The organism is Ruegeria sp. BHSB064 (assembly GCF_059613205.1).
The window spans coordinates 1-16,209 of record NZ_JBXWSB010000105.1 but is presented as its reverse complement, the minus strand read 5'-3'; the positions used below and the strand labels follow the sequence as shown (position 1 = coordinate 16,209).

The following is a 16,209-nucleotide window of genomic DNA, read 5'->3' as shown; positions in this document are numbered from 1 at the left end:
ATGCGCGAGCATCATTTCAAAACCCTCACATGTGGGCATTGGTCACTCGTGCGCCGTGGCCAGAAGACGTGGAGCCCCAAGATTAGCGGGTTTGTCAAATATACAATCGCCCATATTTGGGTATGGGTTTTGCCCCGGTTTCAAGCCGAACTTATAGCCGAACTCATAAGTGTGCCGACCCATTATGGCGATCGAATAGGTAGCTAATCTGCTGTGATAGTCGTCAACTACGGGCCCCTGATGGGCGAACAAGGCCACATCGCCATCCAGACCAGAGATATAGCCGTCTATCGAGACGGCGACGTCATAGATTACCGGTTGCATGATATGCTCCGAAATAGATTTCAAATGGTCTTTCGACCGCGATTGCTGTTTTGAAATCTATTTGATCATCGGCAGAGCACTCCCAAATTGAGATCTGCGCTTACCGCGAAACCGCGGATTTGTCCAGAAACGTGGCGACCGTCGCAACGACCAAGTCACCGGCGCAAAGCAAAAGATTGGGCCGGAGGCCGTCAACCTCGTGTCGCAAATTAGCTGCCGCCTGCCAGCTGGATCATCTGTTTTGAATCCTAAGGCTGCGCCTGCCGAAGGCGCTTTGTCTTCTTCAGAAGCCAATTTCGAAATGTGCGCATTTTGACAGAGTTGCCGCGGTTTCGTCCATTTATCAGCCAGTAGCTATTTCCATCATCACCGAGCAACTCAAAAGGTTGTATCAACGCGCCTGCCGCTAACTCGCGTTCGAAGAAAGCTGGTGTAAGCATGGCAACCCCGTGACCCTCGATTGCAGCTTGCGCCTCAATCATTTGCGTTCCGAAATGCCGGGTGGCGTCTGGGCTGAAGCCCGTTGTGTCAACCCCGGCTGCCGATAGCCAGATCTGCCACCTTGGGTCGCCCGGAGATAAGGCTGGCAGTTGAAGAAGATCTTCATAACGGGTCAACTTGTCGATGGATGCAGCCAGTTCCGGAGCCAGCATTGGCGTGAAAACCGCCGGAAACAGCATACGACATTCCAATCCCCCGAACTCACCGTCACCAAGCCGAATTGCCATGTCGCAATCTATTGATTCTAACTCAACAAAGTTTTCGCTGATCTCGACGCGTACGCTAATTTTTGGGTTTTGTTCCTGAAAAAGTCGCAGTGCACCAGACAGGAAATGGGTCGCAAAAGTAGGGATCGAATTGATCGTGAGCGTCTGTTGTGACGTTCCTTTTGCTTCGGAATAAGCTTCGCAGATCGCATTCATCGCGGGAATAATTTGACTTGCGAACGCTTTACCGATCGGGGTCAAGGTGACCCCTCTTGCGTGCCGGTCAAAAAGTGGGGCGCCAACGCGTTCTTCGAGCACTTTGATCTGATAACTCACGGCCGCCTGAGTCATCCCAAGCTCTTCCGACGCTGAGGAAAAGTTCCCATGACGCGCTGCCGCATCGAAGACACGAATTGCAGGCATCGGGGGTACGTCTCGGGTGGCCATAATCGGTTCTCTGGGTTTGGACTTTTGAGGCTTGAACGAGCAGCGCGCGCACAAAAGCGTACCCGTCATACGTGAGAGGTTTCAACAGTTGCCGGACACGTGTGTTTCAGCCGGCCAAAGTGCAAGGCCAAGCAGCACCTGTTTGAACGTGGCTTTGCGGGTGTCAAACGGTCTCATGCGCCCGTGCAAGAGCGTGTTGCAAGGCCGCAGGTTCCGCGCGCGGGTCGCTTTGATTATCCAAGTCTAAGCGAACAGGAGTTGCGCTTCATTTCAGACGATCCGTTCCTTTTGCCAGTTTGAGCCGTTAGAGCCAAGTGAAGGAAGTCAAACAATGCCAAGTGAACTTGAACGCGCCAAAGTTGGGTGCGAATTAACGCGTGAAGATTCCAATGATACGCGACCAGTAACAACGGAGCATACTCCGGGCGGGCACCCGCACCGTGCTCCGGGGGACGATGATGTTGATATTCCTGTTCCTATTCTTTGGGACCTTGCCGGAGGGAATGTCGCATCAACAGCGATTGCTGGGGACGATGAAGTTGATCTGCCCGACATCATCATTTGGGACATTGATGGCGGTAGCATCATTTCAAGGGAAGCGGAAGGCGGGCTGCCGGATTTCATGATCCGCGATGACGATGATGACAGCAGACCCCCGAAGCCTGATGATGATGTCGATCTTCCAGACATTATTATTTGGGATATTGCCGGTGGAAGCATTACCCGCAACGACGGCTTGCCGTGGAAAACCGAATACACTCAGATCAATGGAACAAACGGGGACGATCTGCTGGTTGGAACTGCCGGGATTGAACAGATTGTCGGCTCGGCAGGTGACGACGTCCTGAGTGGTATGGGTGGTGCGGATGTTCTGCTTGGAGGCCCCGAAGACGACACGCTAATCGGTGGCAGCGGGTCTGATTTTTTGGAAGGCGGGACAGGTTCCAACGCGCTGACCGGCGGGGCTGACGCAGATACGTTTGTGTTTCGTAACCTGGACAGCGCTTACGCCGGTACCGACACGATTACAGATTTCGAGATAGATGCAGACACTTTTGCGTTCGCGGCAGACTCGCTGGACATCGCGCCGGGTGAGACGCTGATCCAAAACGTTATAGCTCTTGAAAGTGATGGAGGTGCCGAATTGTGGGCGGACGTAATTGGCTCGGGATTGACGCAGATCGCATTTGTAGAGGATCTGACCGCGCTGCAACTTCAGGCGGAGTTGGAGCAGGCTATTCTAATCTGACACGTTTGAAGGGTGCCGACCCATCCTATTGGGTTGGCGCCGTGCGTTTGCGTGATATTCAACACGCGCGGCTGTGCTCGGGATTTTGATGCAGCGCGATTGCGGAACGTCTGCCGTCAGGTCCACAGGTCCGGACCGAGTTGGGTTCAAGAACTTGTTCGGGCCCATCCCAGCTGCCATGAATTGCAGACCAGGCGGATCAAAGAAACAAGCCTTTCACCACTTAACGGATCATTTGCTGCGTGATTTGTGAAAGACGCCTGCACCACTATGCACGCTTCGCCATAAGTTGGCTTAATGGACACCCCTGAGGCTTAATTGGAGCGTGCGAAAATTCCGGAGTATTCGTCTCAGGGTGTACGTTTGTTTCTGGTTTAAGGAGCTCTGTTGTGTCCGACTGTTTGCCAGCGGTCATTGAGCGCTACATTAGCGCATACAATGCGCGTGATGTTGATGCCATGTTGGAATGCCTCGATGACGCGATTGAATTTCAGAATGTTTCTGATGGCGAAGTGAATGCAAGCGCCGAAAACAAGACAGAATTTCAAGAGATGGCATTGGCTGCTTTGAAGCTGTTTTCCTCGCGCAAGCAGGACGTCATTGATTACATCTCAGTTGGTCAGTTCACTGCAGCCAAAATCTTTTTTCTTGCGACTGCAGCCACAGACTTTCCTGACGGCCCCAGGGAAGGTGAAGTCCTTCAACTCAGCGGCTCTTCTTTGTTTGAGGTCAAAAACGGCAAGATTGCCCGGTTGATCGACGAAAGCTGAATTGCGTCTGGGTGCGCCAACATGTTGGTGGTGGAAAAATCTAATGAAACTTAATTGGGACGATCTGCGCGTATTACTGGCTTTGATCAGATCCGGATCACTGACGCGGGCTTCGGCAAGTCTCGGTATTGACCAGTCCACCGTTGGACGCAGGTTGTCGGCTTTGGAGGCAGCCTTGGGAACCATTCTGTTCCTAAGGTCGAAAACAGGGATAATCCCTACCGAAGCTGGCGAACGCATCATTGCAGATGCAATGGAGATCGAGCGCCGCGCCAGTCGGATTGAGGAGTTAGCCGCATCTCCTTCAGGGCAGCCTACGGGTGAGTTGCGCATTGCAGGTGAGCACTGGCTTTTGACTCGCGTAGCGGATCGGCTATTGCCCGGAATGTTGGCAGAACATCCCAATCTGTCTGTCAGGTTGAATGCTGGCATCCCAGCGATTTCATCTTGGACACCGGCAAGCGTTTCTTTGTGGTTCGAAGACACACCGCAGATGGGTGAGTTCTCGATAAGGCTCTGCGATGTTCCTTTTGCCGTCTACGCCCATGCCGAATTGGACCCCACCGAACTGGGATGGATTACTTTGGCTGATGATACCGCACAACGAAGAGCGCCCGCCAAATTTATGGATAGGCACAAATCGTCTGATGCTGCGATACATCTCAGCGGAAATGATCCGACGCTGGTTCACTGCGCGATCCGCAATCGAGTCGGCAAAGGGCTGTTACCGGTTTGCCTTGGTGAAGAGGATCCGTCGCTTGTGCGGGTCGGTGGTAACGCAATGGGACTGGAGCGCACGCTTCATTTGCACGTGCATCCTGACACGGTGCAAACCCTTAAAGTACAGGTCGCAATTCGTCTTTTGCGGGAAAATGCGGCGGTGCTATTTAGTCAGCGGAGGAATGAGCATCAAATCAATGGCGGCCTGAACTTGCCCGGTACAGTTTTTCGCAACGGTGTCACCCAGGCAGCCGCTGGACCGCTTGCCCATAAAGGGACCTGATGGGTCATCAAGCCGTTTGATTTGTACCTGAACCGACATCCGGCAATGCTGCTTGTCGAACTCGGAAGCACTTACCCAAAGGACGGTTCATGTTGACCAGACTATCACCGGCTACAGTCAGATCTGTTCCACAGCAATACCAAGGCATTTATGCCCATGGGGTTGAAGCGCGTGCACCCAACAGGGTTGTTTTTCTGTCAGGTCAGATCGGCGTCGGACCAGACGGCGCGACCCTCAGCACATTCAAAGACCAAACGCATCAGAGCATAGACAACGTCGAGGCTCTGCTGGCGTCCGTCGGGATGTCAGCCGAGAACATTGTGCGTGTTGTTTACTACGTCACGGACGCGAAATACTTGCCTGAGTTGTCTGAAGTCAGACAGGCTCGATGGAATACCGGCGCTGCGCCTTCCGTCACAACGCTGGTCGTATCCGCGCTTGCGGCACCAGACTTGATGGTCGAAATCGAGGCAACGGCGGTTGCATGATATGCGGTCCACAAGCCGTGCCATTGTGATCAATGGGTTGTTTCCAACCTGCTTCGGAAGTGAATGAAGGATAGTTATGGACTGGGGTCTTGTTTTTCTGATGATCGCGATCCACGCGTCGATGTTCCTGACGCCCGGACCAGACAGTATTCTGGTGGTGTCGCGGGCGGTATCCCAGGGATTGAGACATGCGATTGCAACAACGTTGGGTGTTGTCTCGGCGGGCCTGGTGTTTGTGCCAGCAATTGCGTTTGGTCTGGATTTTATCAACCAACTTTCACCGGCTGTGTGGATGGCAATCCGGGCAGCAGGAGCACTTTATCTGATCTACATCGGTACAAGGCTTCTCCACGGCGCCCTTCTTCGCCGTCGCGACCGTTCGGGCTCTGGATTGTCACCGTTACCAATCAGCAACGAACCGCTGTCAGTTCCTTTTTTGCAAGGGCTGGCCACCAATCTGGGCAACCCAAAAATGATCGTGCTTCTAACGTCCTTTTTGCCACAATTCGTGGCGCCAGAGTTGGGAAATATCAGCTTGCAGATCCTGATCCTGGGATTTTTCATGTACGTAAACGGATTTGTCTGCCTCACGGTGCTGTCTTTGTTGGCAATATTCGCTCAGAAGAAATTCAGGGAACGAAATTCCCAAGGTTCAAATGCTTGGCTGACCAACGCAGTTTCTGGTGGCGCTATGATTGGGGTGGGGTTTTGGATGATGATCGCGCCGGTAAAACACGTGGTTGCGCAGATTTCCCGATAATACCAAAAACGGTGAGTGACAAAAAGAACGCCGTCTTCCGTGTTTCGGACATCGTGTCCCTACGGCTTGTCGCGTAATGGTCACTAAACCGGGTCCACGTTTTCCGGGTCAAACGGCAGGTCCGAGATCTCACGTTTTGACATGCATCGCAGGGCTGGATGTGAAAGCGGATTACGTCTCCATTCCTTCTCTAAAGAGTTCGATGCCGTGGCGCCGCGCTTTTGTCCGCCGAGAGCGAGGTCGCGCCGTTTCAGAATATGTGTGGTTAGTCTGCTGAGTAGGGTTAGCATTCCTTAAATCTAAGAAAATCCTGTGTTAAAAGAATGCATCCTTTCTCACCAGCTATTTAGAAAAGCTAAATGCATAGTCTGAACAAATTCCAGCTTGGTGCCTTACGTGCGGTCGAGGCTGTTGCCCGCTTGGGATCGGTGCGCGCGGCGGCGGAGGAACTGGGCGTAACACCCGGTGCGGTTAGTCAACAAATTCAAAAAGCCGAGACGCAGCTCGGGTGTCGTTTGTTTGACCGAAAGCCAACCGGTCTGGTGCCGACAAAAATCGGGAGCGATGTCTCGTTGCACTTGTCGGACGGATTTAGAAACCTGGAGGCCGGCATTTTGGCGGCACGTCAACGGATAGACGGGTGGATCACCATTTCTGTTGCACCTGTTTTTGCCAGTAAGTGGCTTGTCTGGCGTTTAGGTGATTTCCAAATGGCGCATCCTGAAATTCGCGTCCGAATTGATGCTTCCGTCGATCTTATCGAGCCTCGGCCAGGGGAAGTGGACGCCTGTATTCGGGTGGGCCGCGGTGATTGGCCAGGAGTGCGTTCAGAAGAACTCTTTCCGCAACGTGTTTTTCCCGTATGCTCGCCTGAAATGGCCCGGAAATTGGGCAACTTGAAGGACCTGACGACCGTTCCGATCATTCGCGAGCCCGTCTCGATGTTCACCTGGGACGTGTGGCTTGGACCAAATGGTATGAGTGACGCCGCACTGAGTTCTGGCCCGGTGTTTTCAGATGCATCGCTCTGCGTTGATGCGGCTGTCGCAGGCCAGGGCGTTTTTCTGGCTTGGGAAACCCTGGCGCAACGGTCTTTGGAATCCGGTCAATTGGTTGCTCCATTTCCGGGGCGATTTCGGACAGGGATTTCTTACTGGTTCGTGGAATCTGACAGACATCGAAGATCCAGGTCGATGCATTTGTTCCGAAACTGGCTTGTGCAAGAACTCGGTCAGATCGAGTAGGGGATTGCACAGCAGCGTTCAGGCACAAAAAGAGATAAGCCAGGTTTGTATCGAATGCCCGGTTTCTGATTGGTCAGCCGCTTAAGCATTCAGGTATCTGGACCAACGAAGGTTTTTCATGTCGCTTTTGTTCTGATTGGAAAAGCGTCGGAGTTGCTCTGTCAGCAGGTAAAGGTTGTCCGGATGCACATAGGATTGATTGGTGGCATTGGACCTGCTGCAACCGTAAAATACTACTTGCGGCTTGCAGAGGAATTCGGGGCTGCAGGGGTGCCGCTGAACCTTACAATTTCCCATGCGGACATTGGAAGGCTTGCTTCCAATATTGAGCGCAATGACGCACAAGCGCAGGGCCGGGTCTTTGCAAGTCATGCAGACAGCTTACGTGCGTCGGGTTGCCAAGTGATTTTGATCACAGCGATCGCGGGCCATTTCTGTCTCGAGCAAACAAAAGCGTTGTGCTCGGCCAACATCCTGAACGGGATAGAAATGATCGACCAATACTGTGCCCGGCACGAGATGGGCACGGTTGGAGTGTTGGGCAGCGCCGAGGTGATCAGAACTCACCTTTTTGATGGGTTGAGACGCACCCGAACCGTCGTACCGTCAGACGATTTTCCGGACCTTGGAAATCAATACATGACAATGGCCAGATCGGGCATCTGCACCGTCACGCAACGCCAAACGTTTGTTGATGCAGGTGCTGATATGGTCTCGAAACAAGGTGCAGACGCTATTTTGCTGGCTGGAACGGATCTGGCGCTTGCCTTTGATGGTATCGACCCGGGTTTCAGGGTGCTGGATGTTGTGGACATTCACGTATTTGCCCTTCTGGCAATGGCTTCGATTGAAAAATCTCCATTGCCGTCACAGACACAAACCAATCCCATTCCCTGAAAGAACTGGAGAAGCCAATGCCCGAGTTTTCCTACCCGCATAAAATGGCTGCCTACATGGCCTGGGCCGACGACGTCATGTTGAAAAACGCGGAACAGCTTTCCGACGAAACCCTGATGGAACCGCGCGACACATTGTTCAAATCGATCTCTGGCACCTTCGATCACACACTCGTCGTAGCTGAGATGTTCAGGGCTCATCTTGAGGGTCGAGCGCACCCATACACGGCTCGCCATCGGGACCACCCCATCCCCTTTAGTGAAGTCGCAAGACAGCTTCGCGAAATCAATGAGTTTTATGTCAAGCAGGCGAAGACCTGGACCGATGCAGAGTTGAACGAAACTGTTAGATTTGAATTTGTTGGTGGTGGTGCCGGAGCGATGACAAGGCGGGATATTGTTTTGCACCTTGTCAACCATGCCACCTACCACAGGGGTTTCGTGAGCGCGCTGCTTTTCCCTTACAAGATACCCTTTGCGCCAAACGACCTGACTGTCTTCTTGCGAGATGTTTGGCCGACGATTGCAAAACAGCGCTGTGGGGCTTTGTCATGAAACGACTGTAATTCAAAACCGCATGTGTCGTTCTCTCTGTGACTACACCACCGAAGGCACAAAAAAGGAGACCAAGCTTTGCCTGAGCAGCTTTCGGCCCTTGTGGTTTTCGCTCTTGTGGCCACGGGATCGCCGGGTGGCGCAACGACACTTGCAACGGCTTCCGGCGCTCGGTTCGGTTATCGAAAAAGCTTGCCGCTCATTTCTGGCATCGCTCTTGCTTTGGCGTGTCTGGTAGCAATTGCAGGCACCGGGTTGGCCGTAGTGTTTGCGTCTTTCCCGGCCCTTCAAGTTGTAATCGGGTTGTTAGGATCAGGTTACTTGCTGTGGCTGGCCTGGAAAACAATGCGTTCAGGTCCGCCTAAACCCGCCAATGTTGAGGACAAACGCCCTATCAGCCTCCTTGCAGGGGCTTTCTTGTTATGCGTGAATCCCAAGGCCTGGGCCATGGCATTTGGTGTAGCAGGTTCGTTTTCGCAGCTTTCGGAGAGCACTTTTGTAAAAGCTGCGATTCTGGGTTTCGTTTTTGCAGGTTCCGCAAGTGTGTCTCTGTCATTTTGGGTCTTGGCTGGCAGCCTGGTCGCCAAATTATTGTGTACAGATCGACAGTGGAATATTTTTAATACTGTAATGGCAGTCTTTTTGGTATTTTCGATTATTGCTCTTTGGATCTGATCGGATTGCGCGAGAAAGGCATAGGTGCATTTTTTTCACAATTCAATCAAATCGGAACAAATAATGGGCAATACAAATGTATTTGTTCAATTTTATTTCTTGGACAATTTGATTTTTCGAATTACAGGGGGCAAGCTGATGGCGAACCACACCTTTGGAAAAACTGGTGTTGAAGCGTTTTGAGTCCGACGTCAATGAGGCGGACTTGCTTGATCCAGATTTGTTTCTATTCCTAAATCCAATTATCATTTTTCGATCCCGTTACAAACAATTCGAAACGAAGCATCCCTAATTTGACATTGTGCTGGACGACTGGCAAAACACCAATCAGTTGTGCCTTTTATCCATAAATGGAATTTATCGATGGCCGCTCGCGACCTCCCTCCATCTGCAACAATTCGCGTGTTTGATTCTGCCGCTCGCCTTGGGAACTTCACGGCTGCTGCAAATGAGTTGGGCATGACTCAGGCTGCCGTGAGCTATCAGATAAAAGTTCTGGAAGAACGCATTGGATCCCCGCTGTTCGAGCGCCATGCCCGCGGTGTTTCGCTAACTGCGTGCGGACATCGGTTTTCCGTGCAAGTTGCGACCGCATTGGATCTGTTGGCAGATGCCTATGCCGACGCCAAAGGGTCAGCAGAAGGAACGCTTTCGATCAGTGTCATCCCGACCTTTGCGACAAATTTTTTGGCTCGGCGACTTGGGTCTTTTCAGCTGAACAACCCGGAAATCGCCGTACGGGTCGAGATCAGTGAAACGCTTGCAGATCTGTCTTCTGGTGAATTCGATGTGGCAATACGCGGAGGAGCGGGGCATTGGCCCGGACTCATTTCCAAGCTATTGCTGCCGACGCTTTTCACGCCAATGATGTCACCGAAATTGGAGGAAACAATTGGCGGCATTAACGACCCAGAAGACTTGTTGAGGCTTCCGATTTTGTCCAAAGATGACCCCTGGTGGCTCAACTGGTTTGAAAAGGCTGGTATAGGCCGGACAACGGATGCGGTTTCTGATCGTGTTCATTTCGGCCCGCAAGTCGTCGAGGCACAGGCCGCCATCGCTGGTCAGGGTGTCGCCATGCTCACGCCGGCATTTTTCCAAGAGGAATTGGATCGCGGGTCTCTCGTCCAACCCTTTGATATTCTTGGGGACGACGGAAGCGGTTATTATCTGGTCTATCCAGAAGGGCGTCGGAACTCTGTCAAAATAAAAAGGTTTAGAAAGTGGCTGGAGCGTGAAACCAAGATTTTTCGACCCTCCAGCTGATCACCGCATTGGAATGCGGGAATCTTGTGGCAGTTACGTTTTGCCGCTTATTGTTGACGAATAGTTCATGCGCCGAAATCATCGAAACGTGCAGTCACACCGCGTGATCTCCACCCCTCTTTTGGTGACTGAGCGTCTACGATCATTGGGCCAACCAATATCTCGTCTCATGTGCTCGGACCAATAGTCAAAATCATGACCTGGAACATTCAGATTTCGGCGGCGCCGGATCCAGGACCGAATGGCAGCCAAAAGCCCTGATTTTTTGTTAAATGGCATGATCTGTGCCTCCTCGAAGTTTTATGCGGCTTTTTAGCTGCCAAACGGAAAGAGGCGCCAATTGAAACGCCAAGAAAGACATTAGCTGAGTTAATATATGGTCCGAGGCAAGGCGTTTTTTGCGAAGCAGTACTTCTTTTTGTATGGTTGAAAAACGCATTCAGTATGTTTGTGCAAAATTGCATGACGTACATTCTATTTTGCTTATTGATCCAAATTCAGAATTCCGTTTTCTGCTTTATGTCTGCATCACAAAACGGATTGGGTATTTCCAACACAAAGAATCGAAAGGCAGGAGAGGGACGGTCAATGAAAATCTGCCAAGCCGATATTGAAAACATTCGGAGCAGTTATTTTTTGTTGTCCGGCAGCATCAAGCGTGCTGGCGAAGTGTTTTATGAATGTCTTTTTGAAATCTCGCCCGAAACGCGTCAAATGTTCCTAAATGATATGTCCGTTCAGGCTTCTAAGCTCATGAGCACACTTGGTTTTGTGGTTTCGCAACTTCAGGATGAGAGTGAGCTGGCGCCTATCGTTCATGATCTGGCTCTGCGTCATCTGGCCTACGGTGTTGAAGAACAGCATTATCAGGTCGTGAAAGCGGCACTTGTGAAAATGCTTGTGCTGGTTTTGGAAGACACCGCCACCGAGGAAGTTTTGAGCTCGTGGTCGCTTGCCTATGATGCATTGGCTGGTGATATGATCGACGCTGCATACCGCAAGCAGTCAAATTGCGAAGGTTAAGGAGCGGCGTATTAGGTAAAAACAGCCGTCCTTGTGTTGAAATCGACTAAGTGTATTGGCTGCCAAACTGGGTTCCAACATCAGAAAAGGACGTAGTAGGCCATCAAGAAGAGATTTTGAAAGAAGAAACATTGGCTGTTTCACGGCTTCGGTTCAATGCGCTTGGTCCGTGCTCGCCCGCACGCCTTTAGTATTGTTTTCTGCGCCGAACATTCGACCCAAATTTACAGCTAGAGGGCGAAAAAGGACAGTTTCGAGTATTGTTTTCGGACAACCAGATGGCCCGTATGTTCTTGAAACCGCATCGAGGCTGAAGCCACTACGCAGTCGTACTTGACCGGCGTGCCAGGTCAGCAGTCGATATCCTCGCCTTCTCGCCAGAGTTTAACGGCGAGAGCAATGAATTCGTCTATTCTGGTGCCTGCTACTTCTGTCGTCTTTTTGAACCGAATACACCCTTTCCCCACGCTCAAGCCATGCAGAAGCTGTCCACTGGCATCGATCTTTGAAGCATTACCGACATAAAGACTGACATAGGCTTTCTGAACATTCAGGTGAAACACAAAGTCCTCACCGTTTCCGAAGCCCAACATCTTATAGTGTATGCGTTCTTCAAGTTGTGGCGACTGCTTCAAAATGACGTCACGCAGATCTAACAGCGTATTACGTCGCCAATCGTCATCCAGTTGGTCGATGTACTCAGAAGGTGTTTTGGCTTCGCTTAGCATCGATAGCCTCTATTCGAACATGGACGAAAAAAACCTAAGCTGGGTGCCACCTGGTTTCAAGCTGCGCCGAGTTTGTGGGACATACATGAATTGCCGGGTTTCGCTTTTCCGATACCCTTAACAAAAGCAAGTAGCTGACAGTTTTTTGCTGCTTGACGACAGTCGACTGTGCAAGTGGCATGAAGAACGCATGCTGATCGTTAGACCCAAATCTGAAAGTGCTAAACAAGGGTTCAGCGTTTTCCGTTTCTACAAAGGGCTCTGCTTCAGATCTCGGAACGTCCGGTGCTTCAGAGATCACGCTCGAACAGAAAGCTGCGCTTCGCGTCCACGCAGCGGGATTTTCTTTGTGCCCAAATTGCTGGCATAAAAGAGATTATACATTGATCTATGGCCAATAAGAAAAATGATTAGGCAAATCCTAATGTTTGATGAGGAAGTCAGTTCTTAGGACGATTACGCAGCCCGTATATACCTGAAGGGAACTTCGCGGTGCTCAGGGGGGCGCAATTTGTCTGACAAGGAAAATATCGCGATTGATGTGCGTGACGCGGTAAAACGTTATGGTGATTTTACAGCGCTGAAAAAGATCTCTCTGTCGATCATGGACAATGAGTTCTTCACGCTGCTGGGTCCGTCCGGTTGCGGGAAGACCACGCTTTTGAGAATGATCGCCGGGTTCGAGGCCGTTACCGAAGGCGCGATCTTCCTTTACGGCGATGAGATCGAAAACCTGCCGCCCAACAAGCGACCGGTGAACACGGTTTTCCAGAACTATGCTCTGTTTCCGCACATGACGATTCTGGACAACGTGGCGTTCGGGTTGGAAATGCGCGGTGCCTCAAAGCCCGAGGCGCGTAAGAAAGCAGGCGAGATGCTGGAACTGGTCCAACTCTCGCAGTTTTCGGCGCGCAAGCCCAGCCAGTTGTCGGGGGGGCAGCAACAGCGCGTTGCACTGGCCCGCGCGCTGGCTCCCAGACCTAAGGTTTTGTTGTTGGACGAACCACTATCTGCGCTGGATCTGAAGCTGCGTAAAGCCATGCAGCTTGAGTTGAAACACTTGCAGCGCGAAACCGGGATCACGTTCATATTTGTCACCCACGACCAAGAGGAAGCGCTGACCATGTCTGACCGCATTGCGGTCATGTCTGCGGGCGAGATGCAGCAACTTGGCAGTCCGACTGATATCTATGAACGTCCGCATAACATGTTTGTGGCTGATTTTATCGGCGAGACCAACCTGTTGGAGGTTTCCGTAGACGGTATCGAGAATGGCCGCGCAATATGCCACCTTGGCGGCGGGCACGAGTTGACCTGCAACGCGGTTGACGGGATTGATGTTGGGTCCAAGGTTCACATGTCAATCCGACCAGAGCGGCTGTACATGTCAGAGACACCTGCGGAAGCAGAAAGCCTCAAAGGCCGGATCAAAGAAAACATCTTTGTCGGGACAGACATCACAACAATTGTGGATTTGCAGGACGGACCTGATTTCGTCGTCCGCACCTCAAACTCGGATCGTGGCAACAAGCGCATATTCGAGCCGGGCACCGAAATGTACGTCAACATGGAGCTGGGGGCCGGGCGCCTCCTGGTCGACTGATGGCGGCGGGTGCGGCAAGCGGCGGCAGCGCGACAACGGATACCTACAAAGAAGCCCGTAATTGGCTGCTGTTACCTGCCTGGGTGACACTGGCCATTCTGGTATTGGCACCGGTAATCATGATGCTGATCTACTCTTTCCTGACGAAAGAGTTCCGGGGCGGCGTGATCTGGGAATTTTCTTTGTCAGCTTATGATCAGTTCTTCTTTGATCGCGGCTTGTTCGGCGATGACCCGCCACAGATCGAATGGACCTATATCGCAATCTTCTGGCGCTCAATATGGCAGGCTGCGGCAGCTACAGTTCTGAGCCTCGTGATCGGGTTCCCGACGGCCTATTTCATCGCGACCCGGTCCGCGAGCATGCGTCCGATCTGGGTGTTCCTGATCACCATCCCTTATTGGGTGAACCTCTTGATCCGAACCGTGTCGATGAAGTTTCTGTTGCGCGATCAGGGGCCGCTGAATGATTTTCTGATCAATATTGGTCTGATCGACAGCCCCCTGCACATCGTGAATACCAATTTCGCCGTGCAACTGGGGCTGTTCTATTCCTACCTGCCCTTCATGGTTCTGCCGATCTATGCAGCGGTTGAGCGCTATAACTTCGCTCTGTCCGAAGCTGCGGCTGACCTCTACGCGTCGAAATGGACGACGTTGCGGCGGGTGCTGCTTCCTGCGGTTAAACCGGGCGTTATTGCGGGCTGCATTCTGGTCTTTGTGCCATCGATGGGCTCGTTCCTTGCACCCGATCTGCTGGGGGGTGCCAAGAACTTCATGATCGGTTCGCTGATTGAGGAACAGTTCAAGGGCAATGCAGGTAACTGGCCGTTTGGCGCAGCCGCGTCGATGATCTTGCTGACAATGGTACTGATCATCCTGATGTTCTCGGCCCGCCAGCAGGCCAAGGCCGACAAGGCGGGGGGCTGAACCATGGCAAGCAAGCAGTTCGATATCAAGTCCTATACCGGCTTCAAGGGGATCACGCTGCTCTGTCTGGTCATCCTTTATGCCCCGCTTATCGTGGTGACGATCTACAGTTTCAACGCCTCGCAATCGCTGACCAATTGGGAAGGTGTCTCGCTGCGCTGGTACGCGGATGTCTTTACCGGACCTGAAAGTGCCAAATTCAAAACAGCGGCCAAAAACAGCTTTATTATCGCGATCATTGCCGCAACCACAGCGACAGCCATTGCTACATTGGCCGCAACGGGGATGGTGCGCGGGGGCAAATTCCGTTTTCGCACATTGTCCTTCGGACTGATCAGCTTGCCGCTGATGGTGCCCGAGATTGTTCTGGCGGTCGCAACCCTGATCTTCTTTAACTCGATTGGGTTCGAGCGTGGGCTTTTAACGATCCTGCTGGCCCATATCGCCTTTTGCATTCCCTTTGCCTACCTGCCGATCTCGGCCCGGATGCAGGGGATCGAAGACAGTTACGAACAAGCCGCGCTGGACCTGTACGCAACCAAACGGCAGGCGTTCACCAAGATCCTTCTGCCGCTGATGATGCCAGGCATCATCTCAGGTTTCCTGCTGGCTTTTATCGTTAGTCTGGATGACTTCATCATCACCAACTTCGTGAAGGGCGCGGGTGTCGAAACCCTACCCACAGCGATCTTTGGGTCGGTCAAACAGGGGATCAAACCGAATATCATGGCGATTTCGACCATGTTGCTGAGCGTGTCCATCGTCATGGTCACGATCAGCTATTTCGTCAGCAAGGCTGACAACACAAAATAACCAACAGATGGAGAGAAACATGAAACACATGATGAAAAGCGGCGTTGCTGCCCTTGCTCTGGCCATTGGCGCGAACGCCGCAGCAGCCGAAGGCGAACTGGTTGTCTACCACTGGTTCGAATACATGCCTCAAGAGCTTCTGGACAAGTTCACCGAAGAAACCGGCATCACCGTCACCATGGATACCTACGACTCGAACGAGGCGATGCTGGCCTCGCTCAAGGCAGGTGGGATCGGCACCTATGACGTTTCGGTGCCCGGCGACTATATGGTCGCGATCATGGCAGGCGAAGGAATGCTGGACACCATCGCGGATGGCGAGCTGCAAAACAAAGGCAACATCCAGCCGGAATGGGCCGATCCCAGCTTTGATCCGGGTCGCCAATCCTCGATCCCCTACCAGTGGGGCTCGACCAGCTTTGCTGTGAACCGCGACGCCTATGGTGGCGACATTCAGTCTACCGACATATTGTTTAACCCTCCGGCTGAATTGCAGGGTCGTATCAACGTTCTTGACAGCCAGGGTGAAGTGATGGCGCTGGCGGCACTGCACATGGGTATCCCGCAGTGTTCGACAGATCGCGAGCAGCTGAAAGCCCTGAACGGAATGCTTCAAGAGGCGAAACAGCACTGGGCTTCGTTCAACTCGGACACAGCGAAAGAGGTTCTGGTCTCTGGCGATGCTGATGTTGGAATGATCTATGACGGTTTTGCTGCAAAGGCCCGTCA

Annotated in this window: 18 protein-coding genes; 15 read left to right on the top strand and 3 right to left on the bottom strand. The window is 52.2% G+C overall.

The window, feature by feature from the left end:
- Positions 1 to 42: 42 nt before the first annotated feature.
- Both AC2FNU_RS19440 and AC2FNU_RS19435 read right to left on the bottom strand, forming a co-directional pair.
- Positions 43 to 324, bottom strand: a complete 282-nt coding sequence (locus tag AC2FNU_RS19440) for a dihydrofolate reductase family protein (RefSeq protein WP_496791694.1) — start codon at positions 322 to 324, stop codon at positions 43 to 45.
- Positions 325 to 572: 248 nt separating this feature from the next.
- Positions 573 to 1,478: a LysR substrate-binding domain-containing protein gene (locus tag AC2FNU_RS19435; RefSeq protein ID WP_496791693.1), complete on the bottom strand. Its 906-nt coding sequence runs from the start codon at positions 1,476 to 1,478 to the stop codon at positions 573 to 575.
- 331 nt (positions 1,479 to 1,809) lie between these two features.
- Here AC2FNU_RS19435 and AC2FNU_RS19430 point away from each other — a divergent pair, with 331 nt between their 5' ends.
- The 11 genes from AC2FNU_RS19430 to AC2FNU_RS19380 all read left to right on the top strand — a co-directional run bounded on the left by AC2FNU_RS19430 (position 1,810) and on the right by AC2FNU_RS19380 (position 11,407).
- Complete coding sequence (locus AC2FNU_RS19430) at positions 1,810 to 2,727, top strand: calcium-binding protein (RefSeq protein WP_496791692.1); 918 nt, start codon at positions 1,810 to 1,812, stop codon at positions 2,725 to 2,727.
- A gap of 389 nt (positions 2,728 to 3,116) precedes the next feature.
- A complete protein-coding gene (locus AC2FNU_RS19425; RefSeq protein ID WP_496791691.1) occupies positions 3,117 to 3,497 on the top strand; it encodes a nuclear transport factor 2 family protein in 381 nt (126 codons plus the stop codon).
- 43 nt (positions 3,498 to 3,540) lie between these two features.
- On the top strand, positions 3,541 to 4,500 hold the full coding sequence (locus AC2FNU_RS19420) for a LysR family transcriptional regulator (RefSeq protein WP_496791690.1): 960 nt from the start codon (positions 3,541 to 3,543) through the stop codon (positions 4,498 to 4,500).
- A gap of 89 nt (positions 4,501 to 4,589) precedes the next feature.
- Positions 4,590 to 4,988: a RidA family protein gene (locus AC2FNU_RS19415; RefSeq protein ID WP_496791689.1), complete on the top strand. Its 399-nt coding sequence runs from the start codon at positions 4,590 to 4,592 to the stop codon at positions 4,986 to 4,988.
- A gap of 76 nt (positions 4,989 to 5,064) precedes the next feature.
- A complete protein-coding gene (locus AC2FNU_RS19410; RefSeq protein WP_496791688.1) occupies positions 5,065 to 5,748 on the top strand; it encodes a LysE family translocator in 684 nt (227 codons plus the stop codon).
- A 359-nt stretch (positions 5,749 to 6,107) separates the two neighbouring features.
- A complete protein-coding gene (locus tag AC2FNU_RS19405; protein ID WP_496791687.1) occupies positions 6,108 to 6,992 on the top strand; it encodes a LysR substrate-binding domain-containing protein in 885 nt (294 codons plus the stop codon).
- 183 nt (positions 6,993 to 7,175) lie between these two features.
- The gene (locus AC2FNU_RS19400) at positions 7,176 to 7,889 is read left to right on the top strand and encodes an aspartate/glutamate racemase family protein (protein ID WP_496791686.1); all 714 of its coding nucleotides are present in this window, start codon (positions 7,176 to 7,178) and stop codon (positions 7,887 to 7,889) included.
- A gap of 17 nt (positions 7,890 to 7,906) precedes the next feature.
- Positions 7,907 to 8,443, top strand: a complete 537-nt coding sequence (locus AC2FNU_RS19395; RefSeq protein ID WP_496791685.1) for a DinB family protein — start codon at positions 7,907 to 7,909, stop codon at positions 8,441 to 8,443.
- A gap of 78 nt (positions 8,444 to 8,521) precedes the next feature.
- Positions 8,522 to 9,118, top strand: coding sequence for a LysE family translocator (locus AC2FNU_RS19390; protein ID WP_496791684.1), 597 nt, complete (start codon positions 8,522 to 8,524; stop codon positions 9,116 to 9,118).
- A 363-nt stretch (positions 9,119 to 9,481) separates the two neighbouring features.
- On the top strand, positions 9,482 to 10,384 hold the full coding sequence (locus AC2FNU_RS19385) for a LysR substrate-binding domain-containing protein (protein WP_496791683.1): 903 nt from the start codon (positions 9,482 to 9,484) through the stop codon (positions 10,382 to 10,384).
- Between the two features lie 462 nt (positions 10,385 to 10,846).
- Positions 10,847 to 11,407, top strand: a complete 561-nt coding sequence (locus tag AC2FNU_RS19380) for a globin domain-containing protein (RefSeq protein WP_496791682.1) — start codon at positions 10,847 to 10,849, stop codon at positions 11,405 to 11,407.
- Positions 11,408 to 11,757: 350 nt separating this feature from the next.
- Here AC2FNU_RS19380 and AC2FNU_RS19375 read toward each other — a convergent pair whose 3' ends face one another.
- Positions 11,758 to 12,135 carry an iron chaperone gene (locus AC2FNU_RS19375; RefSeq protein WP_496791681.1) on the bottom strand — a complete coding sequence of 126 codons (378 nt, stop codon included), beginning with the start codon at positions 12,133 to 12,135 and terminating at the stop codon, positions 11,758 to 11,760.
- A 511-nt stretch (positions 12,136 to 12,646) separates the two neighbouring features.
- Between AC2FNU_RS19375 and AC2FNU_RS19370 the strand changes: the two genes are divergently transcribed.
- The 4 genes from AC2FNU_RS19370 to AC2FNU_RS19355 all read left to right on the top strand — a co-directional run.
- A complete protein-coding gene (locus tag AC2FNU_RS19370) occupies positions 12,647 to 13,738 on the top strand; it encodes an ABC transporter ATP-binding protein (RefSeq protein ID WP_496791680.1) in 1,092 nt (363 codons plus the stop codon).
- Positions 13,738 to 14,667, top strand: coding sequence for an ABC transporter permease (locus AC2FNU_RS19365; RefSeq protein WP_496791679.1), 930 nt, complete (start codon positions 13,738 to 13,740; stop codon positions 14,665 to 14,667). The genes AC2FNU_RS19370 and AC2FNU_RS19365 overlap by 1 nt, the downstream gene beginning before the upstream one ends.
- A gap of 3 nt (positions 14,668 to 14,670) precedes the next feature.
- Positions 14,671 to 15,480: an ABC transporter permease gene (locus tag AC2FNU_RS19360; RefSeq protein ID WP_496791678.1), complete on the top strand. Its 810-nt coding sequence runs from the start codon at positions 14,671 to 14,673 to the stop codon at positions 15,478 to 15,480.
- A gap of 19 nt (positions 15,481 to 15,499) precedes the next feature.
- Positions 15,500 to 16,209 (top strand): extracellular solute-binding protein (locus tag AC2FNU_RS19355; protein WP_496791677.1); only part of this gene is annotated, 710 nt, incomplete at its 3' end.

Bases quoted from the DNA above. Each gene is read 5' to 3' on its own strand.
- AC2FNU_RS19415 (WP_496791689.1), top strand. From the start codon at position 4,590: ATGTTGACCAGACTATCACCGGCTACAGTCAGATCTGTTCCACAGCAA.
- AC2FNU_RS19385 (WP_496791683.1), top strand. From the start codon at position 9,482: ATGGCCGCTCGCGACCTCCCTCCATCTGCAACAATTCGCGTGTTTGAT.
- AC2FNU_RS19420 (WP_496791690.1), top strand. From the start codon at position 3,541: ATGAAACTTAATTGGGACGATCTGCGCGTATTACTGGCTTTGATCAGA.
- AC2FNU_RS19440 (WP_496791694.1), bottom strand. From the start codon at position 324: ATGCAACCGGTAATCTATGACGTCGCCGTCTCGATAGACGGCTATATC.
- AC2FNU_RS19395 (WP_496791685.1), top strand. From the start codon at position 7,907: ATGCCCGAGTTTTCCTACCCGCATAAAATGGCTGCCTACATGGCCTGG.
- AC2FNU_RS19430 (WP_496791692.1), top strand. From the start codon at position 1,810: ATGCCAAGTGAACTTGAACGCGCCAAAGTTGGGTGCGAATTAACGCGT.
- AC2FNU_RS19375 (WP_496791681.1), bottom strand. From the start codon at position 12,135: ATGCTAAGCGAAGCCAAAACACCTTCTGAGTACATCGACCAACTGGAT.
- AC2FNU_RS19435 (WP_496791693.1), bottom strand. From the start codon at position 1,478: ATGGCCACCCGAGACGTACCCCCGATGCCTGCAATTCGTGTCTTCGAT.
- AC2FNU_RS19410 (WP_496791688.1), top strand. From the start codon at position 5,065: ATGGACTGGGGTCTTGTTTTTCTGATGATCGCGATCCACGCGTCGATG.
- AC2FNU_RS19365 (WP_496791679.1), top strand. From the start codon at position 13,738: ATGGCGGCGGGTGCGGCAAGCGGCGGCAGCGCGACAACGGATACCTAC.
- AC2FNU_RS19360 (WP_496791678.1), top strand. From the start codon at position 14,671: ATGGCAAGCAAGCAGTTCGATATCAAGTCCTATACCGGCTTCAAGGGG.
- AC2FNU_RS19380 (WP_496791682.1), top strand. From the start codon at position 10,847: ATGACGTACATTCTATTTTGCTTATTGATCCAAATTCAGAATTCCGTT.
- AC2FNU_RS19400 (WP_496791686.1), top strand. From the start codon at position 7,176: ATGCACATAGGATTGATTGGTGGCATTGGACCTGCTGCAACCGTAAAA.
- AC2FNU_RS19405 (WP_496791687.1), top strand. From the start codon at position 6,108: ATGCATAGTCTGAACAAATTCCAGCTTGGTGCCTTACGTGCGGTCGAG.